This window comes from Albidovulum litorale, assembly GCF_025751495.1.
Classification (GTDB): domain Bacteria; phylum Pseudomonadota; class Alphaproteobacteria; order Rhodobacterales; family Rhodobacteraceae; genus Albidovulum; species Albidovulum litorale.
Map to the genome: position 1 here is coordinate 644921 of NZ_JAOWKZ010000001.1, position 20355 is coordinate 665275.

General features: G+C 62.1%; 24 protein-coding genes, 1 tRNA gene and 1 other RNA gene. 11 read left to right on the plus strand and 15 right to left on the minus strand.

The features are described 5' to 3' along the window. Positions 1-2: 2 nt before the first annotated feature. From OEZ71_RS03280 to OEZ71_RS03305, 6 genes are all read right to left on the minus strand, one after another. Positions 3-422: an ACT domain-containing protein gene (locus OEZ71_RS03280; RefSeq protein WP_263738490.1), complete on the minus strand. Its 420-nt coding sequence runs from the start codon at positions 420-422 to the stop codon at positions 3-5. A 103-nt stretch (positions 423-525) separates the two neighbouring features. After that, positions 526-1035, minus strand: coding sequence for a CarD family transcriptional regulator (locus tag OEZ71_RS03285; RefSeq protein ID WP_263738491.1), 510 nt, complete (start codon positions 1033-1035; stop codon positions 526-528). Positions 1036-1342: 307 nt separating this feature from the next. Further along, positions 1343-1681, minus strand: coding sequence for a ferredoxin FdxA (gene fdxA / locus OEZ71_RS03290; protein WP_263738492.1), 339 nt, complete (start codon positions 1679-1681; stop codon positions 1343-1345). Between the two features lie 114 nt (positions 1682-1795). Beyond that, positions 1796-2098: an RNA-binding S4 domain-containing protein gene (locus tag OEZ71_RS03295; protein ID WP_318527794.1), complete on the minus strand. Its 303-nt coding sequence runs from the start codon at positions 2096-2098 to the stop codon at positions 1796-1798. A gap of 7 nt (positions 2099-2105) precedes the next feature. Then, positions 2106-4850 (minus strand): helicase-related protein, encoded by a 2745-nt coding sequence (locus tag OEZ71_RS03300; protein WP_263738493.1) that lies wholly within the window; start codon positions 4848-4850, stop codon positions 2106-2108. Positions 4851-4860: 10 nt separating this feature from the next. After that, a complete protein-coding gene (locus tag OEZ71_RS03305) occupies positions 4861-5307 on the minus strand; it encodes a tetratricopeptide repeat protein (protein WP_318527795.1) in 447 nt (148 codons plus the stop codon). Between the two features lie 182 nt (positions 5308-5489). On the opposite strand from OEZ71_RS03305, the gene OEZ71_RS03310 reads away from it, so the two are divergent. Both OEZ71_RS03310 and OEZ71_RS03315 read left to right on the plus strand, forming a co-directional pair. After that, positions 5490-5777, plus strand: a complete 288-nt coding sequence (locus tag OEZ71_RS03310; RefSeq protein ID WP_263738494.1) for an SCP2 sterol-binding domain-containing protein — start codon at positions 5490-5492, stop codon at positions 5775-5777. Positions 5778-5779: 2 nt separating this feature from the next. Continuing rightward, positions 5780-6715 (plus strand): alpha/beta fold hydrolase, encoded by a 936-nt coding sequence (locus OEZ71_RS03315; protein ID WP_263738495.1) that lies wholly within the window; start codon positions 5780-5782, stop codon positions 6713-6715. Here the strand turns inward: OEZ71_RS03315 and OEZ71_RS03320 are convergent, their stop codons facing one another. Beyond that, positions 6716-7453: a proteasome-type protease gene (locus OEZ71_RS03320; RefSeq protein ID WP_263738496.1), complete on the minus strand. Its 738-nt coding sequence runs from the start codon at positions 7451-7453 to the stop codon at positions 6716-6718. 150 nt (positions 7454-7603) lie between these two features. Here OEZ71_RS03320 and OEZ71_RS03325 point away from each other — a divergent pair, with 150 nt between their 5' ends. The 3 genes from OEZ71_RS03325 to OEZ71_RS03335 all read left to right on the plus strand — a co-directional run bounded on the left by OEZ71_RS03325 (position 7604) and on the right by OEZ71_RS03335 (position 11673). After that, entirely contained in the window at positions 7604-9424 is a 1821-nt protein-coding gene (locus OEZ71_RS03325; protein WP_263738497.1) for a M3 family oligoendopeptidase, read from the plus strand. A gap of 64 nt (positions 9425-9488) precedes the next feature. Then, entirely contained in the window at positions 9489-10442 is a 954-nt protein-coding gene (locus OEZ71_RS03330) for a capsular polysaccharide export protein, LipB/KpsS family (RefSeq protein WP_263738498.1), read from the plus strand. Positions 10443-10494: 52 nt separating this feature from the next. Next, positions 10495-11673 carry a dipeptidase gene (locus tag OEZ71_RS03335; RefSeq protein WP_263738499.1) on the plus strand — a complete coding sequence of 393 codons (1179 nt, stop codon included), beginning with the start codon at positions 10495-10497 and terminating at the stop codon, positions 11671-11673. A 43-nt stretch (positions 11674-11716) separates the two neighbouring features. On the opposite strand, the gene OEZ71_RS03340 is transcribed toward OEZ71_RS03335, so the two are convergent. Further along, positions 11717-12046, minus strand: a complete 330-nt coding sequence (locus OEZ71_RS03340; protein WP_318527796.1) for a DUF6476 family protein — start codon at positions 12044-12046, stop codon at positions 11717-11719. On the opposite strand from OEZ71_RS03340, the gene OEZ71_RS03345 reads away from it, so the two are divergent. The 4 genes from OEZ71_RS03345 to OEZ71_RS03360 all read left to right on the plus strand — a co-directional run bounded on the left by OEZ71_RS03345 (position 12036) and on the right by OEZ71_RS03360 (position 15725). Then, entirely contained in the window at positions 12036-13085 is a 1050-nt protein-coding gene (locus OEZ71_RS03345; protein WP_263738500.1) for an RluA family pseudouridine synthase, read from the plus strand. The genes OEZ71_RS03340 and OEZ71_RS03345 overlap by 11 nt on opposite strands. Positions 13086-13250: 165 nt before the next feature. Continuing rightward, a complete protein-coding gene (gene rpoH, locus OEZ71_RS03350; RefSeq protein WP_263738501.1) occupies positions 13251-14144 on the plus strand; it encodes an RNA polymerase sigma factor RpoH in 894 nt (297 codons plus the stop codon). An 82-nt stretch (positions 14145-14226) separates the two neighbouring features. After that, positions 14227-15201, plus strand: coding sequence for a Gfo/Idh/MocA family protein (locus tag OEZ71_RS03355; protein ID WP_263738502.1), 975 nt, complete (start codon positions 14227-14229; stop codon positions 15199-15201). A gap of 74 nt (positions 15202-15275) precedes the next feature. Next, positions 15276-15725, plus strand: a complete 450-nt coding sequence (locus OEZ71_RS03360; RefSeq protein WP_263738503.1) for a host attachment protein — start codon at positions 15276-15278, stop codon at positions 15723-15725. Between the two features lie 133 nt (positions 15726-15858). On the opposite strand, the gene OEZ71_RS03365 is transcribed toward OEZ71_RS03360, so the two are convergent. Further along, a tRNA-His gene (locus OEZ71_RS03365) sits at positions 15859-15935 on the minus strand. Between the two features lie 130 nt (positions 15936-16065). On the opposite strand from OEZ71_RS03365, the gene OEZ71_RS03370 reads away from it, so the two are divergent. After that, positions 16066-16278 (plus strand): DUF6324 family protein, encoded by a 213-nt coding sequence (locus OEZ71_RS03370; RefSeq protein ID WP_263738504.1) that lies wholly within the window; start codon positions 16066-16068, stop codon positions 16276-16278. On the opposite strand, the gene OEZ71_RS03375 is transcribed toward OEZ71_RS03370, so the two are convergent. Then, positions 16253-16705, minus strand: a complete 453-nt coding sequence (locus OEZ71_RS03375) for an MmcB family DNA repair protein (RefSeq protein ID WP_263738505.1) — start codon at positions 16703-16705, stop codon at positions 16253-16255. The two genes, OEZ71_RS03370 and OEZ71_RS03375, sit on opposite strands and share 26 nt — an antisense overlap. A 105-nt stretch (positions 16706-16810) precedes the next feature. On the opposite strand from OEZ71_RS03375, the gene ssrS reads away from it, so the two are divergent. Beyond that, positions 16811-16968, plus strand: a non-coding RNA gene (gene ssrS, locus OEZ71_RS03380) — 6S RNA. A gap of 64 nt (positions 16969-17032) precedes the next feature. Here ssrS and OEZ71_RS03385 read toward each other — a convergent pair. The 5 genes from OEZ71_RS03385 to OEZ71_RS03405 form a co-directional block, all read right to left on the minus strand. Next, positions 17033-17335, minus strand: coding sequence for a hypothetical protein (locus OEZ71_RS03385; protein WP_263738506.1), 303 nt, complete (start codon positions 17333-17335; stop codon positions 17033-17035). Positions 17336-17430: 95 nt separating this feature from the next. Then, complete coding sequence (gene nusB, locus OEZ71_RS03390) at positions 17431-17913, minus strand: transcription antitermination factor NusB (RefSeq protein WP_263738507.1); 483 nt, start codon at positions 17911-17913, stop codon at positions 17431-17433. After that, positions 17910-18461, minus strand: a complete 552-nt coding sequence (locus OEZ71_RS03395) for a 6,7-dimethyl-8-ribityllumazine synthase (protein WP_263738508.1) — start codon at positions 18459-18461, stop codon at positions 17910-17912. The genes nusB and OEZ71_RS03395 overlap by 4 nt, the downstream gene beginning before the upstream one ends. A gap of 3 nt (positions 18462-18464) precedes the next feature. After that, positions 18465-19559 (minus strand): 3,4-dihydroxy-2-butanone-4-phosphate synthase, encoded by a 1095-nt coding sequence (gene ribB / locus OEZ71_RS03400; RefSeq protein ID WP_263738509.1) that lies wholly within the window; start codon positions 19557-19559, stop codon positions 18465-18467. 120 nt (positions 19560-19679) lie between these two features. Continuing rightward, entirely contained in the window at positions 19680-20285 is a 606-nt protein-coding gene (locus OEZ71_RS03405) for a riboflavin synthase (protein WP_263738510.1), read from the minus strand. Positions 20286-20355: the final 70 nt, after the last annotated feature.

Sequence of the window (20355 nt, forward strand, 5' to 3'; positions counted from 1 at the left end):
GCTCATCCGCCGCCCGCGACCTCATTCTGAAGCGCGATCAGTATCTGCATGGCCTCATCGGCCCTGTCCGACGGAACGAAGACGTGATCGTGGTGATAGGCCGCGACCATGTTGCAGGGGATGCCCTGCCCTGCCAGCGCGCCCGCAACCGCTGCCGTCAGGCCAACATCGTCCAACGCCGAATAAACCTTCAGCGTGATACAGCGCATCGGATTGGCCGCATCGAAACCGGCGCCTTGGGCGATTGACTCGGGCAGGATCAGCGACATGCCCTCATCTTCCCGGTAGGTCGCGACCGCGTTCGGGGCGAGCGACTGGCCGAGCTCATCATCCGGCGTCGATATAAACACGTATTCGCCGTCCCGAAGGACCGGCGCCATGTTACCGATCATGTCTTTTGCCGTGCGCGATATCACCGGCATGGCGACCTCCCATTGTGTTACGCCCGCCCGCGTAATCCCCTATGGCAAAAGCAAAGACCGCAGAGGCCAGCCTCTGCGGTCCGTACTTTAACGCTTCAAAATATCAGGCTGCGCGCGACAGGAGGACGTCGTCCACCTTCTTCTGCGCACCGGCTTCATCGACGCCCGACACGGCGGCGACTTCACGGGTCAGACGCTCAAGCGCGGCTTCGTAGAGCTGACGCTCGGAATAGGACTGCTCGCGCTGGTCGTCGGTGCGGTGCAGGTCGCGCACAACCTCGGCAATCGCCATCAGGTCGCCGGAATTGATCTTTTGCTCATATTCCTGCGCCCGGCGCGACCACATCGCGCGCTTTACCTTGGCCTTGCCCTTCAGCGTTTCAAGCGCCTTGGTCACGAGGTCAGGAGATGACAGCTGACGCATGCCGATCTCGGTCGCCTTGTGCGTGGGCACACGCAGGGTCATCTTGTCCTTCTCAAACGAGATGACGAAAAGCTCGAGCTTCAGCCCGGCGATTTCCTGCTCCTCGACCGCCATGATCTTTCCAACGCCATGGGCGGGATAGACGACGAAGTCATTCGGGCGGAAATCGGTTTTCTTCGACTTGGTCATATGAGCCTTTCCTCACACGGTATCTGTCATCGCAGCGAAAAAACACAGCCGGGGTCTTGGAAGGCTCCGGTCAAAGTTCGATTTTTCGCCTGTTTCCCCCAACGCTGCGAGGTGGTCGCAGCGGCAATGGTCCAGATATCCTCATCCAGTTGTAACAGTAATATAGCAGAAAATGCGCATATCTGAAAGGGTCGCCCCAAGGCGCTATGATCAAATGCGTCATGCATTAGGCTCATAACGCGCTTGCGCGTTGCGAAAACCCGGTTTTTTCACGCTGACCGAAAGTGATTCGGTCAGATTTCGCGAATCAGTCGCCCTCGCCCGGCGATTCGGAGAAATACTTCTCCAGTTTGCCGGTTTCACCGTCGCGTTCCTCCGCCTCCGGCAGCGGGTCTTTGCGTTGGGTGATCACCGGCCATTTTTCGGAATATTGCCGGTTGAACTCCACCCATTTCTCCAGATCGGGCTCGGTATCCGGGCGGATCGCATCAGCGGGGCATTCGGGTTCGCAGACGCCGCAGTCGATGCATTCATCCGGGTGGATGACCAGCATGTTCTCGCCTTCATAGAAGCAGTCGACCGGGCAAACCTCGACGCAGTCGGTGTATTTACAGGCGATGCAGTTGTCAGTGACGACATAGGTCATGGGCGGCGTCCGGGCTTTGGGTCCTGCCGCTACCTAGCCCCAAGGCGGGGATCATTCAAGATAGAGGGCGGCGGAAAGACCAAAGGCGTGAACAGTCCGGCCGGGAAAGGACGATCATTCCCGCGCGACAGCATCCGGGGGCACAGTGTCACCCGGCGTGATATCTTCGTAGAGCAAACGCGCCTCGGGCGCTGGCCCCCGTCGGGTGCCGCAGGCCAGGATACGGACCACGCGGATCGCGCTCGCCTGCCGGAAGGTCAGCACATCGCCGGGCCCCACGGCGCGACCGGGCTTGGCGGTCTTGTCGCCGTTCACACGTAGATGTCCGGCCGTCACCACCCCGGCGGCAAGGCTGCGGGTTTTGAAGAACCGCGCCTGCCAGAGCCATTTGTCGATACGGATGCGGTCCTCGGCCAAGCCCGCCTCAGATCTTGTCCTTCAAGCCCATCAGCGCGGCTGCGAAGGGGTTGTCGGGGTCGATCCGGTCCTTCTTCGGCGGACGGGATTCGAAGTTGCGACCGCCCTGATCGTCGCGCTTGCCCTTGCCGCCCGGCTTACCCTTGCCCCCCTTGGGACGGTCGCCACGCGGCTTGCCGTCGCGACGCTCGCCATCCGGCTTGCCCTCGCGGCGTTCGCCGCGCTGCGGGCGGTCGCCCCGCGGTGCACGCGGTTTCGGCGCCCAGGTGAAGGTATAGAAGACCTCCGTCTCGGTCACGGTCTGAAGCGCTGCTTCTTCTTCGGTGATGGGATTGGCGCTCGCGCCCTCTTCCGCCGGTCTGGCCACAGGTTCGGACCGAACCTTTTCCCGCTCGCCCCGCTCACCCTTGTAGCCAAGTCCGGCCATCAGGTCGGCGAACTGTTCCAGCGTCATGCCGGTGATCGAAAGCATGTCGGGATTCGCCTCGAACCCCGCGCGGCTGTCCATCGTGCGCAGGATGTCGGCCAGCCGTTCCAGCATGTCGATGCGGATCGCCCGGGCGCCTGCCGGGTGATAGCCTGAGAGCGTGTAATAGCCCTTCGGTACATCGGGAATATTCGGCACGGTCACGAGGCCCGGCGGCGGGCTTTCGGGGAACTCGTCGAGCCCCTCGTTCAGCGACCAGAGCACCAGCCGCAACCGCGTCGGCGCGGGTTTCAGAAGGAGGGGCTGGAAGATCGTGTATTGCCCGAACCGGACACCGTGCTTGCGCAGCAGCCCGCGCATGTCCTGATCCAGCGCCTTGACCTCGTCCGCCACGCCTTCACGCGGCAGGACGCCGAGCGATTCCACCAGACGGAAGGCAAAACCACGGGCAAGACCCGTCAGCGTCTCATCACGCTGGAGGTTCAGCAGCGGTTCAAAGAGCGTCGCCACCTTGCGGTCGATGAAATGCTGCAGACGGCGGCGAACCTTTTCACCGACATCGAATCCGGCCTCCTCGTCGACGAACGCCTCGACCTGCGGCTTCATCACGTCCGCGCCCTTGACAAGCTTGCCGACGGCGGACGAGCCCCACATGAGGCCGCCCTGCTCGGTGAAATCCAGCTCGGTATCGGGCGCGTTGTAGAACCGGTCGGCGCGCAGGTGGAATTCCGGGCGCAATGCCTCATAGGCCGCCTGTTTCAGCGTCTTCGCCTGATCGGGCGAAGCGGTCCCATCCTGATGGAAACGGAACCCTTCCAGACGGCCGACGAATTCGCCCTCAACCGTCACTTCGCCCTTGTCGTTCACCTCGGCCACAAGGCTCTCCTTCTGCTTGAGCCGGCGAAGGAGGACACTCGTCCGCCGGTCCACAAATCTTTGTGTCAGCGCGTCATGCAGCGCGTCTGACAGGCGGTCTTCTACAGCGCGCGTTTCCTCGCGCCAATGGCTTTCGTCGGCGACCCAGCCGGAACGCTGCGCGACATAGGTCCAGGTGCGGATATATGCCAACCTTTTCGACAATGTGTCGATGTCGCCCTGAATCTTGTCGATCCGGCGAATTTGCGCCTGAAGCCAATCATCGGGCACATGCCCATCCTGCAGGAATCCGAAGATGCGTTGCAAGAGATTGGCATGTTCTTGGGCCGAAATCCCTTGAAAATCAGGGATTCTGCACACATCCCACAAAAGCCGCAGGTCACGGGGATGTTTTAGACGGTCGCGGATATGCGGCAGATCTGCGAACGCCTTCAGCGCCTTCAGGTCGTCGGCCTCCCGCCCGCGCATCAGCCGTTCCTCGGCCGGCGCGGCCTCAAGCGAGGCAATCAGCCGCTCCACCCCGCCGAAATCCAGATCGCTCGCCCGCCAGTTGATTCGTTCGATCGGACGGAAACGATGGTTCTCGATCGAAGCGATTACCTCTTCGGTCAGCGGGGCGGCCTCACCCGTCACACCGAACGTACCCGCTGTGGTATGACGTCCTGCCCGCCCGGCGATCTGGGCCAGTTCGTGCGGGAAAAGATCGCGCATCCGCCAGCCGTCGAACTTCGCCGTGGCGGAAAAGGCGACATGATTGATGTCGAGGTTCAGGCCCATGCCGATGGCGTCGGTGGCGACGAGGTAGTCCACATCACCGTTCTGATACATCGCGACCTGCGCATTGCGGGTGCGGGGCGAAAGCGCCCCCATAACCACCGCCGCGCCGCCCTTCTGGCGGCGGATCAGCTCAGCGATGGCATAGACATTTTCAACCGAAAACCCGACAATGGCCGACCGCGCGGGCATCCGGCTTATCTTTTTCGAACCTGCATAGGTCAGCGTCGAGAACCGCTCGCGTTTCAGGAACTGCACCTTCGGCACGAGGGCGGCGATGGTGCTGCGCATCGTGTCGGAGCCAAGAAACAGCGTCTCGGACAAGCCGCGCGCATGCAGCAGCCGGTCGGTGAAGACGTGACCCCGCTCAGGATCGGCACAAAGCTGGATCTCGTCCACGGCAAGGAAGTCGCAGCCGATGTCGGTCGGCATCGCCTCGACCGTGCAGACCCAGTATTGGGCGCGGGCGCCGACGATCCGCTCCTCGCCCGTGACCAGCGCCGCAACCGCAGGCCCGCGCGCCGCAACGATCCGGTCGTACACCTCGCGCGCGAGCAGGCGCAAAGGCAGGCCGATGACGCCGGTGCGGTGCGCCAGCATCCGTTCGATCGCGTAATGTGTCTTGCCTGTGTTGGTCGGCCCGAGGACCGCTGTGATCCTCGTCTCCGCCGCCATGGGACTGCCCTCAGAGTTCGGTGCCGGTGGTCTTCTGCTCCAGCCGTTCGAGCGCTTGCTTTATCCCCTCCTGATGGGGATGTATAGCAAGCGCCGCACGATAGGCCGCGACGGCTTTCTCCTCCTGCTCAAGCGCCTCGAATATCTGGCCAAGCCCTGAAAGCGCCCCGAAATGGTGTTCATTCAGCGCCAGCGTATGCTGGATGTCGGCGATGGACGGCCCGAACTGGCCATTCAGGAAATAGGCTGTCGCCCGCGCATTCCAGCCCTCGGCGAATTCCGGCGCATGATCGGTTAATGCCGTGAAATGCTCGATTGCGGTGGCCAGATCGCCCGCCTCCATTGCCTCGCGTCCGCGTTTCAGCAGGAGGTCCATCGACGGCGAGCCTGACTTTGACCACTCCCGCAGAATGTCGGCCTGAACCCGACGCCACTCAGGGTTGTCTGGATCGGCCAATTCCGCGTATAGATTGTCCAGATATTCAGACGCGGCGGAAACCGGCGCAGACAGGAATAACGCTGCGGCACATGCAGCGAACACGGGATTGAGAAGGGTGGCACACATCCGCATTACAAGGCAGAGTGTAGCCGATCCGCGCCGGAAAGCGAGAGGCTTGGCGCTCACATTTGGAGGAAGAATTGAGTGATATCGTAACCGCGGCCGTTGCTGCGCTGAGCGAAAGGCTGTCCGGTGGCATCGCCGGCACTGCGAAATTCGTGATCGAAGGCGAAGGCGCCTTGATCGTTGACGGATCGGACGTGCGCGCGGGCGATGACGAAGCCGACGTGACGCTGACGGCGGACCGTGAGACCTTTGAGGGCATACTTTCGGGCGACGTGAACCCCACTGCCGCCTTCATGCAGGGCAAGCTGGCGGTTGACGGCGATATGGGCCTTGCCATGCAACTCGGCGCCGCCCTTTCCTGAGGATGGAACAGGCCCCCTTCTACGACGACGTCGCCGATGCGCCCGATGGCGCGACCTGCGTGTGGCTGACGGCCGCAGACGGGGTCCGCATCCGCGCGGCCCATTGGCGTGGCGGCGAGAAGGGGACGGTGCTGCTGTTTCCCGGGCGGACAGAATATATTGAGAAATATGGCCCCGCGGCGGGTGAGTTCGCCGCGCGCGGTTATGCCATGGCGACGCTCGACTGGCGCGGTCAGGGCATTGCCGACCGGCTGCTCGACGACCGTGCGCCGGGCCATGTCCGGTGCTTTTCAGACTACAGCCGCGATGTCGACGCCTTCATGGACTGGATCCGTGATCAGGACCTGCCCCGCCCTTTTTTCCTGATCGGACATTCGATGGGGGGCTGTATAGGTCTGCGCGCTATTTATGACGGCATTCCAGTCAACGCTGTGACCTTCTCGGCGCCAATGTGGGGTATACTGATGCAGCCCATCGTACGCCCCGTCGCCTGGGGTCTTTCTTGGCTGGCGACTGTGACCGGTCAGGGTCACCGGATGGTGCCCTCGACCTCGCCGCTGACCTATGTTCTGGAGGCGGATTTCGAACGCAATGTGCTGACGCGCGACCCAGAGATGTGGGAATTCATGCGCCACCAACTGACCGCGCATCCCGACCTAGCAATCGGCGGGCCGACGATGCGCTGGCTTTACGAGGCGCTGAAGGAAACACACGCTCTGCACCGGATGCCCTCGCCCGACCTGCCCTGCCTGACGGTTCTGGGGGCCGAGGAACGCATCGTCCATGCTGCCTCGATCCATGACCGCATGTCGCGCTGGCCGGGATCGGAATTCGATCTTGTCGGCAGCGCGGAACACGAATTGATGATGGAAGGGCCAGAGACGCGGGCAAAGTTCTACGACCGCGCAGCGGCCCTCTTTGACGCCAGCCACCGCTGATCACCCCTGCACATGAAGCGGGATCTTTGCGAAGCTCGATCTCAGTGCCTTTGACCAGCCGTCGCTCATCCTACGGAAATCGGCATCCCCGGGTTCGATCCGGCGCTGGAAACCGACCTTGCATTCGTCATTGTGGATCACCGCCAGGTCAAGCGGCATGCCGACCGAGAGATTTGACCGGAGCGTCGAGTCCATCGACAGCAGCACCGCCTTCTCGCCGTCCTCGATCGACGTTCCGGGGCGCACGATCCTGTCGAGGATCGGCTTGCCGTATTTGTGTTCACCGATCTGCAGGAACGGCGTGTCCTCGGTCGCTTCGATGAAATTGCCTTCCGGATAGACGAGGAACATACGCATCCGCCCGCCCTTGCGCTGCCCCGCAACGATCATCGAGGCCGCGCCGAAATTGCCATTGGTCTTCAACCGCTGATCGTTGGCATCGCGCACAGACCACAAAGTCTCGCCCACAATCTCGGCCACTTTCAGCATCGTCGGCGCCATCAGGATTGAACTTTCCGGCGTCGCCTCGGGGTTCTCGATCGCTTCCTGAAGTTTCGCCAGCGTCGCCTGCGTGACCGACAGGCTGCCGGCCGTCAAAATCGCGATGACACGTTCGCCCGGCATTTCGAACGAAAACATCTTGCGGTAGGACGAGATGTGATCGAGGCCCGCATTGGTGCGGGTATCCGACAACAGCACCATGCCCGCATCCAGCAAGAGCCCCACGCAATAGGTCATGATCGCCTGTCCTTTCCCCTGACCGCGCCACACTAAATGGCGGCGCAAGCGCCCGCAACACCGCCGATGCCGGTGATTTCATGCCACCCGGCCTTGCCATGCCCGCCTGCCCCTGCCATCTCTGTGCGACAGATTTCGAAGGAGTGCCCCATGCCGATCCGCCTGCCCCACCCGGTCTTCGACGCCAATGCCTCGTCCGGAGGGCTCGGCAATCTGCCGGAATGGGACCTGAGCGACCTTTACACCGCGCCCGACGCGCCCGAAGTGACGCGCGACATGGACTGGCTGGAAAAGGCCTGCGCCGATTTCGCATCACGGTATGAAGGCAAGCTGGCGACACTGGATGCGGATGCGATGCTCGACTGCATCCACGCCTATGAAAAGATCGAGGCGATTGCCGGGCGCATCATGTCCTACGCTGGCCTGCGCTATTATCAAAACACCATGGACGGCGCGCGGGCCAAGTTCATGTCCGATTGCCAGGACAAGGTGACCGACTTCACCACCCCGCTTGTCTTTTTCTCTTTGGAATTCAATCGGATTGAAGAGGATGCTTACAAATCCGTCTTCACCGCCAATGCCGACATCGCCCGCTACAAGCCGGTTTTCGACCGCATGCGCGCGATGAAGCCGCACCAATTGTCGGACGAACTGGAGAAATTCCTGCACGACCAGTCCACAGTCGGCGCTTCGGCCTGGAACAAGCTCTTCGACGAGACGATGGCGGGGCTGGAGTTCACGGTAGACGGTGAGGTGATGAACCTTGAAGCCACGCTGAACCTGCTCTCGGATCAGGACCGGGCGCGGCGCGAGGCGGGCGCAGTGGCACTGGCAAAGGTCTTCGGCGAGAACGTCAAGCTTTTTGCCCGTGTCCACAACACGCTGGCCAAGGAAAAGGAGATCGAGGATCGCTGGCGCAAGATGCCGACGCCGCAGACCGGGCGGCACCTGTCGAACCATGTCGAACCCGAAGTGGTCGAGGCGCTGAGGAACGCCGTCGTCGCCGCGTATCCAAAGCTGTCGCACCGCTATTACCGGCTGAAGGCGAAATGGATGGGGCTGGAGAAGTTGCAGGTCTGGGACCGCAACGCACCGCTGCCGATCGAGGAAAAGAAGACCGTCAACTGGGACGACGCGCGGGAAACTGTGATGTCGGCTTATACGAACTTCGCCCCGGAAATGTCTGATATCGCTAAACCTTTCTTCGAAAAAGGTTGGATCGACGCGGGCGTGAAACCCGGCAAGGCCCCGGGTGCCTTTGCACATCCGACCGTGACCGACGTGCACCCCTACATCATGCTGAACTACCTCGGCAAACCGCGCGACGTGATGACATTGGCCCACGAACTGGGCCACGGAGTCCATCAGGTGCTGGCAGCGCCGCAGGGCGAAATGCTGGCCTCAACGCCCCTGACGCTGGCTGAAACCGCCAGCGTCTTCGGCGAGATGCTGACCTTCCGCAAACTGCTCTCCCAGGCAAAGACGAAAGCCGAACGCAAGGTCCTGCTGGCTGGCAAGGTCGAGGACATGATCAACACGGTCGTGCGCCAGATCGCGTTCTACGACTTTGAATGCAAGCTGCACGCCGCCCGTCGCGCGGGCGAACTGACGCCCGAGGATATCAACGCACTATGGATGAGCATTCAGGGCGAAAGCCTTGGAGATGCTTTCGAATTCATGGACGGCTATGAGACGTTCTGGTCCTATATCCCGCACTTCGTGCACTCGCCCTTCTACGTCTATGCCTATGCGTTCGGGGACGGGCTCGTGAACGCGCTCTATGCGGTCTACGAGGAAGGCCTGCCGGGGTTCGAGGAGAAGTATTTCGAGATGCTGAAGGCGGGCGGTTCGAAGCATCACAAAGAGCTTCTGGCACCCTTTGGTCTGGATGCCAGCGATCCGAAGTTCTGGGACAAGGGCCTCAGCATGATCGCCGGGATGATCGACGAGTTGGAGGCGATGGAGGGATGATCCCCGCGGCGAAACGCCGTTGCGAGCCACCTCTTAAAACCTGCGCGAAAAGCTTGGCGGGTTCATGCGGCCCGGTCTGATCCTGCACGTACCGTTGCATATGATGGCGTCGGATGGGGCCGACCTTCCGGGGTTTTTTCAGAAGATCCGGTCCGGTTTTCTTGCGCGCGGTGCCCATGTCGAAGTGCGGTGGCGCGACATCGAAGCTCTGACGAACATGGGCGACACCGGCGACATTCACCTTGTTCACAACGGTCGTATTCGCCATCCCCGCGTTCTGAACACCGGCTTGGCCTATATCTATCCGTTCTGGTACTGCGATCCCCACGGGATCTTCGGCGACTCCAGTCTTGCCGCTGAGACGTTCCGCCCTGACGACGTCGATCCGGCCCTCGCGAATGTGTTCCTGATGCATCAGACCCGCCGCCTCGTGGACCGGCGGCAAAGCCGGTACGATCAGCCGCAGGACCGCCGGACATTTCCCAAAAACGCGATCGCTGTTTTCCTTCAGGGCGACAGCGATCCGGTAAACCGCGCGCGATACATGTCCGAACGGGAGATGTTTTCCGCTGTTCTCGCCTCGCGCGGCGACCGGACGGTGATCTTGAAGCCGCATCCACGCAATCTGACCGGCGACACCGCTCACATTCTTGCGGTTGCCGGGCAAAGCCCCGGAGTAGTGATCACTGACGCGAATGTGCATGACATTCTCGCATCTTCCGACGTTACGGTGACGGCAACTTCGGCCACTGCACTGGAATCGATGATCCATCGTGTTCCGGTGGTGCTTTGCGGTCGCAGTGACCTGCATCACTGCGCGGTGACCATCCGGCACCCGGATGAAATGCACGGCGCGCTGCGCGTGGCCACGAACACGCCCTTCCCCTTTGCTGAATTCCTCTACTGGTTTCTCGCCCAAAACACACTGAATGCCGGCAGCGCAACTTTGATCGATGACACGCTCGCCCGGATGACGCAGCACGGAGTGGATACAACCGGTCTCATGCCGAACGGTTGACGGGATCGCACCCGCAAAGAAGAGTGGTGTCGCATAAGGGGAGTTACACGCGATGATCCGGATCATACTGAAACTGATCGGATTCTTGCTGGTCGTCGGTCTGTTCGGTTTCCTCGCGCTCGGCCCCGAAATCGCCGACCGGATGCAGAACCCGGTGACGAAGCATGATCCCTGGCCCGTGACCCCGGCAGCACAGGCCATGCATGAGCGGCTGATCATCGGCGACATGCATGCCGATACGCTTCTCTGGGACCGGGATCTGACGAAACGCCAGACACGCGGGCATGTCGATCTGCCGCGGCTGGCCGAGGGCAATGTCGCATTGCAGGTCTTTACTACGGTGACGAAAAGCCCATCGGGCCTGAATTACGAGGAAAACGCGGCCGAGGCGCGCGACGACATCACGCTCCTCTATATCGGCCAGCTTCGCCCCTTCCGTGCTTGGCTTGACCTGACTGAACGCGCGCTGGAGCAGGCGCGCCAGCTGGCGATTGCCGAAGAAAAGGCCCCCGAAATGCTGAAGATCATCCGCAGCCGCGCCGATCTGACCGAAGTCCTGCGCCGCCGCTCAGAAGGCGAGCAGGTCGTGGGTGGCATTCTCGGCGCCGAAGGGGGGCACGCGTTGGGCGACGATCAGACCAATCTCGGAAAGCTTTACGATGCCGGGTTCCGCCTTATCGGGCTGACGCATTTCTTCGACAATGAGATCGGCGGTTCGTTGCACGGCGAGGCGGGTGCGGAGGCCGGCCTGACACGTTTCGGCCGGTCGGTGGTGGAGGAGATGATCCGGCGGCACATGATCATCGACCTTGCCCATGCCTCGCCGCAGACCGCGCGCGACGTGCTCGACATGACCGACATGCCGGTCGTTGTCAGCCATACCGGCATCCGTAGCCATTGCGAGACGGTCCGCAATTTTCCCGATGACCTGATGCGCGCAATCGCAGCCGAGGGGGGGCTGATCGGCATCGGGTTCTGGGCGGACGTGACCTGCGACGACACGCCAGCCGGCATTGCCGGGGCGATCATTGCCGCGATCGGGGTCGTGGGTGAAGATCATGTCGCGCTTGGCTCTGATTTCGACGGCGCGGTGCGGACAACATTCGACGCATCCGAACTTGCCGCCCTGACGCAGGCCCTGATCGACCGGGGCTTGCCCGAAGATGTGATAGCCAAGGTCATGGGCGGAAACATGGTACGGTTTCTGCAGGCCGCGCTGCCGGAGGAGTGATCAGGCCGGTGGCGTGGCATGCCCTTGCTTACCACCTTCGGCTTTAGTTTTGCGGCGTAATCTGTACCCGCTGGCGCAGTTCACCGGTTGTGGCGTCGAGGATCAGAATCTCATCCGCCTCGGTCACCACAGCAATCCAGCCGCGCCCAATCGTCACCGCCTCGGCCTTCGTGCCCTCGGGCAGGGTAATGCCGTCAGGGAGAGCCGGGCGCGGGATAGAGGCATCCGGCAGCCGGGTGACAAAGAGGAAGATGATCGTTATCAGGCCGAGGATCATGGTCCCGGCCAGCGTCGTGACCAGAATCTTGAGAAAACGCAGTTCGGGCGGGGTGCCCTGATCGGCGTCAGTCGGAGCCTCGTTCATGTCGGACATCGAAAGCCGTACCTTGCAAGTCGTCATCGGGCCAAACCCGCCCGACCGCCTTGATAAGGCGCTGGCGCGCGATGTGCCAGAAGAAGCCTCACTTTCGCGGTCGCGGCTGGCGAAGCTTCTGGCCGAGGGGGCAATCACGCAAGGTGGTGCGGTGGTCGACAACCCGAAGGCCAAAGTTGCGGAGGGTGAGGTCTTTGATATCGCGCTCGGCGCGCCAGAGCCGGTGGAGACGGTCGCACAGCCAATCGCGCTCAACATCGTGTGGGAAGATGCCGATCTCATCGTCATCGACAAGCCCGCAGGCATGGTCGTGCATCCCGCGCCGGGTTCTGCCGACGGGACACTCGTCAATGCACTTCTGCACCATTGCGGCGATACGCTGTCCGGCGTCGGCGGCGAAAGGCGGCCGGGGATCGTCCACCGGATCGACAAGGACACGTCGGGCCTTCTGGTCGTGGCCAAATCCGACCGGGCGCATCATGGGCTTGCGAAACAGTTCGAGAAACACACGGTAACCCGGCGCTACCTGGCGCTCGCGCATGGCGTGCCGGATGCCGCCGACCCGCGCCTTCATGGGGTCAAGGGCACGAATTTCGAACCCGGTGGCGTTTTGAAGATCACCACCCAGCTTGCCCGCCATAAGACCGACCGGCAGCGGCAGGCGGTCTTGTTCCATGGCGGGCGGCATGCTGTGACGCGGGTGCGTGTCGTCGAACGGTTTGGTGAACCGCCCGCCGCCGCGCTTGTCGAATGCTGGCTGGAGACGGGTCGCACCCACCAGATTCGGGTTCACATGGCCCATGTCGGCCACGGGCTGATTGGCGATCCGGTCTATGGCGGGAGGCGCAAGCCCGCCGCGAAGGCCCTTGGCGTTGAGGCGGCCGAGGCGGCGTCGAGTTTTCCCCGCCAGGCTCTTCATGCCGCAACGCTCGGCTTCGACCATCCGGTGACCGGCGAAAGGCACGATTTCGAAAGCCCATTGCCAGAGGATTTCCAATCATTGCTCGACCTCCTGCGCGGGGAACCGGGGCGCGTTTGATCGCGTTTCCTGACAAGGATGTGAAGCGTCTGTCACAAATCTGGCAAAGCGACGGAACCATACTCATCTCACGTTAAACAAACGCTGCTATGGCCACGGCCTTGCAGAGCGGGGGCCTAGCGAATAGATTTCGTGGTCCTCGACCGGAAAGAGAGGGTCAGAGTCATGTCGAACTACGGAAACCTTCCCGCGCCGAGCCCGGAACAGGGGCTGAACCGCTATCTGCAGGAAATTCGCAAGTTTCCGCTTCTGGAGCCGGAAGAAGAATACATGCTGGCCAAACGCTGGGTGGATCATGAGGACAGTTCCGCCGCCCACAAGATGGTCACCTCCCACCTGCGCCTCGCCGCCAAGATCGCCATGGGCTATCGCGGCTACGGTCTGCCGCAGGCTGAAGTAATTTCTGAAGCCAATGTCGGGCTCATGCAGGCGGTCAAACGCTTCGATCCTGAAAAAGGCTTCCGGCTGGCCACTTACGCGATGTGGTGGATCCGTGCGTCGATCCAGGAATACATCCTGCGGTCTTGGAGTCTCGTGAAGCTCGGCACAACGTCGGCCCAAAAAAAGCTGTTCTTCAATCTCCGTAAGGCGAAAAGCCGCATCGGCGCGCTGGAAGAGGGCGACCTCAGGCCCGAACATGTCGAGAAGATCGCCCATGACCTGAACGTCACCGAGGACGAGGTCATCGACATGAACCGTCGTCTGTCGGGCGGCGATGCCTCGCTGAACGCGACGGTAGGGGCCGAGGATGGCACCGCCCAGTGGCAGGACTGGCTGGAAGACGAAGACGCCGATCAGGCCGGACACTATGCCGAGGCCGATGAATTGTCGGTGCGTCGCGAACTTCTGGAACAGGCGATGGACGTACTGAACGACCGCGAACGCGATATCCTGATGCAGCGCCGTCTGGTTGATGAGCCTGTAACGCTGGAGGATCTGTCCGGCCAGTACGACGTCAGCCGCGAACGTATCCGCCAGATCGAGGTGCGTGCGTTCGAAAAGCTTCAGGCCGAAATGCGCAAACTGGCTGCCGAAAAAGGCATGGTCGTTCCCGCCTGATCCGTCGAAATCTACCCTTGCGGCTTGCTCCCCCGGCCGCAAGGGGCGTAGATGTTAGCGCAATCTGACACAAGGGGGCGGCATGAAACCGGTCAATTGGGGGGTGCTCGGCGCCGCGAAATTCGCACGCGAGCATATGGCGCGGGCAATTCACGAAGCCGAAGGCGCGCGGTTCCACGCGCTTGCAACATCCGATCCAAGGAAAGCTGCACCGTTTTCGGCCTTCTGCCCGGACCTCAAGGTCCATAACTCCTACGATGCTCTGCTCGCCGACCCGGACATTGAGGCAGTCTATATACCGCTGCCCAATCACCTCCATGTCGAATGGACTCTCAAGGCGCTTGAGGCGGGCAAGCATGTGCTGACGGAAAAGCCCATCGCGATGCAGGCAGATGAAATCGACGCCCTCATCGCGGCGCGGGACCGGACCGGGCTGATGGCAACCGAGGCCTATATGATCGTCCACCATCCGCAATGGCAGCGCGCCCGGACCCTGATCGCGGAGGGCGCGATTGGTCGTATCCTGCATGCGGATGCGCATTTCAGCTATGACAACCGCTCTGACCCCGGCAATATCCGCAACCGGCCCGAGACGGGCGGCGGCTCCATCCCCGATATCGGGGTCTATACCTACGGGTCAGCCCGCTGGGCGACCGGCGCTGAACCAGTGGCGCTCGATGCACAGATCACGCGCGAGAACGGTTTCGATGTCTTCGCCCGCGTCTTCGGCGAGATGGAAGGGCCCGGCGGGCGCTTCACCTATCACGCGATGACCTCGATGCGGCTTTTCCCCCGGCAGGAGGTGGTGTTCCAAGGCGAAACGGGCCTCATCCGCCTTACCGCGCCCTTCAATGCGGGCCTGTTCGGCGAGGCACAGTTGCACATGTTCCGACAGGACAGGGCCGACCACATCGAACGCTTCCCGGGCGCCCGGCAGTACCGCAATCAGGTCGAGGCCTTCGGGCGGTCAATACGTCAAGGCACGCCGTATCCGTGGACCCTTGAGGATGCCAAAGGCACGCAGGCGATGATCGACCGGGTTCTGGCCGCCGAATAGGCGCGTTGACGCAGGTCATGGCGGCGCCTGCGTTAAGCCCCCATATCAGTGGCAGGCCACAAAGGAGGTTTGCCATGAAACCGGTCCGTACGCTCGTTCTTGTCGCCGACGACCAGACGGCGCGTTTTCTGATCAATGAGGGTATCGGCAAGGGGTTGAAGGAGGTGGCCGGGCTGTCGGCCGCGCAGTTCCTCGATGCCCAGATTGAATATGACGACCGACCGGGACGGCAGACCGGCGGTCCGGGCGGCATGGCGCGGCATGGTTTCGATCCCGGTGAGAACGCAGATGAGGCCGGACGGTCGCGGTTTGCCGGTTATGTCGTCGAGGAACTTGACCGCGAATGGTTGCGGATCAAGCCCGATCGGCTAATCCTCGCTGCGGCACCCAAAATGCTCGGCGTATTGCGGGCACGGCTGAACGGGGCACCGGCGCAGGCGCTGCATGCCGACCTGGCAAAAGACCTGGTGAAGGTGGCGGCGCAGGACCTGCCGCGCCATTTCGCGGACATCCAGCCGATGTGAATTGGGTATCGTCCACCAAAGGATGAGTGCCCAATTCGCGGTGAACCGAGTGTCGACAATGAATGGCAATGCCCATGATCAGGGCACGAAACGTGCTGGCCGGGTATCGACCGATGTACGATGAAAGAGAGGATGGTACCGACGCCCCGGCTCGAACGGGGGACCCCTAGATCCACAATCTAGTGCTCTAACCAACTGAGCTACGTCGGCACTCGGGGGCCATTTAGACCCGTGCCAACGCGAATGCAAGTCCCGGATTGCGCTTGTCGCAGCATTGCGGTTCTTGCCTCGCCCGCCCGTTCCGCTATAGCCAAGGCGGGGTATGAAACGGAGGCCGGTCATGGGGATCGACAAGGAAAGCGACATCTCGGCGAATCTGCAGATCGGGCCGACGACGCTTGGCATGGTCCGGATTTATGTCGAGGCCGAGGGGCTGGAACTGCCCTTGGATTTCGACCCTGAAGAGGCCGAGGAGATCGCCGAAGAACTGCGCGCCGCCGCCGAGGCCGCGCGGGGTATGGGTGGTTCTAAGGGGAAATCCCCGAAGCGGTGACGCCCGGATCGCGGAACCCCTGCAGGCGCAGCGCGGCGTGGCGGGCGAATTTTTGCACCATCACCTTGCGTCGCGCACCGGCCAAAGGCGCTTCTGGCCCCATCCGCACAATCTCAGCATCATAGGCATCTGCAAGGATCAGGCCGGTGCCCTCGGGGAGAAGCTCCACCGGGAAATCGGCATCGACCGCCCAGAAGAACCTGTCGCCCCATTCCAGATAGTTCTGCCATTTACGGTCCGATGTGAAATCCACCCGACTCGACTTGCACTCGACGATCCAGAGCTCTCCTTTCGGACCGAGCCCCATCACGTCAAGCCTGAGGCCGGGTGCGGGCACCATCTCTTCCACCGTGACAAAGCCATGGTGCAGAAGATGGCGGCAGACGCCGCGCGCGAGAAGTTGGCCGGGCATGAGATCGTCCTGCATGGCCGAAATATGAACATAAAGTGAACATCTGTCCAGAGCAGCCGAACCTTGATGGCGAGCTTGCCTCTTGCCGAAAGGCGCATTGGGCCCTATTTCACTTCGCGGCGGGTTCTGCGCTTCTCGTGCAAGGCCCTTTTCCAGTGGCCGATAATTTTTTCCGAGGGAGCTGGCTCTGTCTGGATCGTGGTCCTGATATCCGGCGCCCACCTGGTTAGACCAGGCTCCGGGGAAATACACGCCTTCACGGTCGCCGTGGTTCCCGCCACCTTCCCGATCCAGATTGACGCAGCAATGCTCCGGCGCAGCAGTCCGGCGCAAGCGGATGCCTTAGCTGTTGGATTTGACCAAGATCGCAACCGGTTCTGCCCGGACAGTCACTGGTGATTTCCTGCCGCCACCGGAGTGGTCATCCGTGCCCATACGCATGATAACGATCGCGAACTGCACGCCAGCAAAGATGATACCATTGAACACGAAGAGCATCAGAAGCGCGATCCATCCCTGCGGCGAGGTCGAAATAAGGTGCCAAAGATTGGCAACATTCAGCCATAGCAGCGCGGTGACGAAAACGGTCGACAGGCCGAACCCGATGATGACATTGCGGATGTAGAGGCGGACGAGTGCGGGCATGACAGTCTCCCTTCGCAATTACTCTAGCGCTGCGCGCGGGAAATCACAGGGACATGCTGTCGCATCGGAGTGAACCGACGCTCTAAAGGCGGTGATCAGAACGCCTCGGGCCGGGCTTCGCGGGCCATGTGATCAAGGACCGCGTTGACGAATTTCGGTTCCTTGCCATCCGGGAAGAATGCCCGGGCGACATCAACGAATTCGGTGATGATCACTTTGGGCGGGGTCTTTTCGTCGGTAAGTTCGGCGCCTGCGGCACGAAAGAGCGCGCGCAGCACCGGGTCGATGCGGCCGATCGGCCACTTCGCCACCAGCGCCCGGTCGGTCATCTGGTCGATCTTGGCCTGCCAGTTCACCGCCTCTTCCACGATCTTGCGGAAAAGGTCGGGGTCGCCCTCGGCCATCTCGTCGCCCTCATAGACCGCGCCGAAGCGGAAGCTTTCGAACTCGCGCCGAACCTTGTCGACGGTCTGCCCCGATGCCTCCATCTGAAAGAGCGCCTGCACGGCATAAAGCCGCGCGGCAGATTTCATCTGGCGCTTTTCGGCAATGGTCGGTTTCGGGGCGGCGTCGCTCATGCGGTCTTGGGTCCTTCGCTGTCGCCGGCAATGCGGAATTCCTCGCCCTGCGGCTTGAACCCGATGCCTTTCGTCCGGCGCGCCCATTTGCGCGATAGCGCGACAAGATGCAAGGCCGCCGCTGCGGCACCGCCGCCCTTGTTCTGATCGGCCGGATCGGCGCGGACCTCGGCCTGTTTCCGGTTCTCGACAGTCAGGATGCCGTTGCCGATGGCAACACCGGAAAGGCCAAGCATGGTCAGGCCGCGTGACGAGTCGTTGCAGACCGTGTCGTAATGCGTGGTCTCGCCCCGGATGATGCAGCCCAAAGCGACGAAGCCGTCGTAATCGGCCATGCGGCTGGCCATGCCGATGGCGGTCGGTATTTCCAGCGCGCCGGGCACCTCGACCAGATCGACCTCGGCCCCCGCCTGTTCCGCAACCGCCTTCGCGCCTGCAACGAGGTTGTCGGCGATGTCCTTGTAATAAGGCGCAACCACGATCAGCAGGCGCACCTTCTTGTCGAATTTCGGCAGTTCGAGGATGTAATGTTGTTCCTGTGCGGCCATGACTTAGCCCTCGGTGATCGGGCGGGTGCCCGTGATGTGCAGGTCATAGGCATCGAGGCCAAGATAACGGGTCAGCGGCGAATCCGTCAGCAGGATCAGCTCTTTCAGCCCCATCGACGACAGGATCTGTGCACCAAGCCCGGTCTGCTTGATCGTGCGTGGCCCGTCCTCTTCCTCGGCCACCAGTTTGGCCTTCGGATCGCGGAAGAGGCAGACAGCGCCCCGCCCCTCTTTGGCGATGATCTTCATCGCGCGGGCCAGCTCGCCCTCAGGCGCGGGGCCAAGAGCCAGTACATCCTCCAGCACGTTCAGCGCGTGGGTGCGGACCAGAACCGGTTCGGGTGTTGTGATGTCGCCCTTGGTCAGCACGACATGTTCGGTGCCTTCGGTCTGGTCGGTGAAGATGCGCATGGTCCAGTCACCGCCATGGGCCGACGTGACGATGCGGCTGGCGGTTTCACGCACGAGGTTGTCGTGGCGGCGGCGATAGGCGATGAGATCGGAAATCGTGCCGATCTTGAGCCCGTGCTTCTGGGCGAATGTCACCAGATCGGGCAGCCGCGCCATGGTGCCATCCTCGTTCATGATCTCACAGATCACGCCTGAGGGATTGAGGCCTGCGAGCCGAGAAATATCGGTCGCGGCCTCGGTATGGCCGGCGCGGACCAGAACGCCACCGTCACGGGCGCGCAGCGGAAAGATATGGCCCGGCGTGGCGATATCCTGCGGGCCCTTTGAGGGGTCGATGGCCGTCGCCACGGTCAGCGCCCGGTCATGGGCGGAGATGCCCGTGGACACGCCTTCCCGCGCCTCGATGGAGATGGTGAAGGCGGTTTCGTGCCGCGACGAGTTCTTGGCCGACATGAGCTGCAGGCCAAGGGCCTCAATCCGGGCAGAAGACAGCGTCAGGCAGATCAGCCCGCGCCCATGGGTGGCCATGAAGTTGATCGCATTGGGCGTGCACATCTGCGCCGGGATGACGAGGTCACCCTCGTTCTCGCGGTCCTCGTGATCGACAAGGATGAACATGCGGCCATTGCGCGCCTCGTCGATGATTTCCTCGGTCGAGGAAATGGCGGCTGTCAGATCGTCGGTCATGTGATCGGCCCCGGTGGATTGTCCCCGCGAGGCGATAGAGCAAAGGTGGGACTTTGGCCAGCCCGCAGGCGACATTCACCCCGGCAAGCGCGCCATTTCCGGGCGGGTGGGGACCGAATTTCAGCCTTGCCCGCCCCATTCCCTGAGACGCGCGACATAGCGGGCCAGCGTGTCGATCTCGATATTCACCTTATCACCGACCCTCGCCTGCCCCCAGGTCGTGACCTCTTTCGTATGCGGGATGATGTTCACGCCGAACTCTGCCCCGTTCACCTCGTTCACCGTCAGCGAGGTGCCATTGAGCGCGACCGACCCCTTGGGCGCGATGAAGCCCGCCAGAGCCTCAGGCGCGCGGAAGGTGAAGCGGGTGCTGTCGCCTTCATCCCTCATAGCGACGATCTCGGCCACGCCATCGACATGGCCCGACACGATGTGGCCGCCCAACTCGTCCCCGACCTTCAGCGCCCGTTCAAGGTTGATGAGGTGCCCAACCCTCCAGTCGCCGATATTGGTCTTGGCGACGCTCTCAGCCGAAATATCGACGTCGAACCAGCCACGCGGATCTGCGCCGGTCGCGACGACGGTCAGACAGCAACCGTTGCACGCGATGGATGCGCCAAGGTCGATCCCCTCCACCGGGTAAGCGGTCGCGATCCGGGCGCGCAGGTCACCCTTCTGCTCCAGCGCAAGGATCTCGCCGATATCGGTGACGATTCCGGTGAACATGGGACGCCTCCTTTGCCCCTGAAAGACCGCCCCTGCCTATCCCGCCACCCGCTCCGGGGCAAGGGGATCG

Coding starts and splice junctions, on each gene's coding strand:
- OEZ71_RS03280 (WP_263738490.1), bottom strand. CDS start 422: ATGCCGGTGATATCGCGCACGGCAAAAGACATGATCGGTAACATGGCG.
- OEZ71_RS03285 (WP_263738491.1), bottom strand. CDS start 1,035: ATGACCAAGTCGAAGAAAACCGATTTCCGCCCGAATGACTTCGTCGTC.
- fdxA (WP_263738492.1), bottom strand. CDS start 1,681: ATGACCTATGTCGTCACTGACAACTGCATCGCCTGTAAATACACCGAC.
- OEZ71_RS03300 (WP_263738493.1), bottom strand. CDS start 4,850: ATGGCGGCGGAGACGAGGATCACAGCGGTCCTCGGGCCGACCAACACA.
- OEZ71_RS03315 (WP_263738495.1), top strand. CDS start 5,780: ATGGAACAGGCCCCCTTCTACGACGACGTCGCCGATGCGCCCGATGGC.
- OEZ71_RS03320 (WP_263738496.1), bottom strand. CDS start 7,453: ATGACCTATTGCGTGGGGCTCTTGCTGGATGCGGGCATGGTGCTGTTG.
- OEZ71_RS03325 (WP_263738497.1), top strand. CDS start 7,604: ATGCCGATCCGCCTGCCCCACCCGGTCTTCGACGCCAATGCCTCGTCC.
- OEZ71_RS03330 (WP_263738498.1), top strand. CDS start 9,489: ATGCGGCCCGGTCTGATCCTGCACGTACCGTTGCATATGATGGCGTCG.
- OEZ71_RS03335 (WP_263738499.1), top strand. CDS start 10,495: ATGATCCGGATCATACTGAAACTGATCGGATTCTTGCTGGTCGTCGGT.
- OEZ71_RS03345 (WP_263738500.1), top strand. CDS start 12,036: ATGTCGGACATCGAAAGCCGTACCTTGCAAGTCGTCATCGGGCCAAAC.
- OEZ71_RS03340 (WP_318527796.1), bottom strand. CDS start 12,046: ATGTCCGACATGAACGAGGCTCCGACTGACGCCGATCAGGGCACCCCG.
- rpoH (WP_263738501.1), top strand. CDS start 13,251: ATGTCGAACTACGGAAACCTTCCCGCGCCGAGCCCGGAACAGGGGCTG.
- OEZ71_RS03355 (WP_263738502.1), top strand. CDS start 14,227: ATGAAACCGGTCAATTGGGGGGTGCTCGGCGCCGCGAAATTCGCACGC.
- OEZ71_RS03360 (WP_263738503.1), top strand. CDS start 15,276: ATGAAACCGGTCCGTACGCTCGTTCTTGTCGCCGACGACCAGACGGCG.
- OEZ71_RS03370 (WP_263738504.1), top strand. CDS start 16,066: ATGGGGATCGACAAGGAAAGCGACATCTCGGCGAATCTGCAGATCGGG.
- OEZ71_RS03375 (WP_263738505.1), bottom strand. CDS start 16,705: ATGCAGGACGATCTCATGCCCGGCCAACTTCTCGCGCGCGGCGTCTGC.
- OEZ71_RS03385 (WP_263738506.1), bottom strand. CDS start 17,335: ATGCCCGCACTCGTCCGCCTCTACATCCGCAATGTCATCATCGGGTTC.
- nusB (WP_263738507.1), bottom strand. CDS start 17,913: ATGAGCGACGCCGCCCCGAAACCGACCATTGCCGAAAAGCGCCAGATG.
- OEZ71_RS03395 (WP_263738508.1), bottom strand. CDS start 18,461: ATGGCCGCACAGGAACAACATTACATCCTCGAACTGCCGAAATTCGAC.
- ribB (WP_263738509.1), bottom strand. CDS start 19,559: ATGACCGACGATCTGACAGCCGCCATTTCCTCGACCGAGGAAATCATC.
- OEZ71_RS03405 (WP_263738510.1), bottom strand. CDS start 20,285: ATGTTCACCGGAATCGTCACCGATATCGGCGAGATCCTTGCGCTGGAG.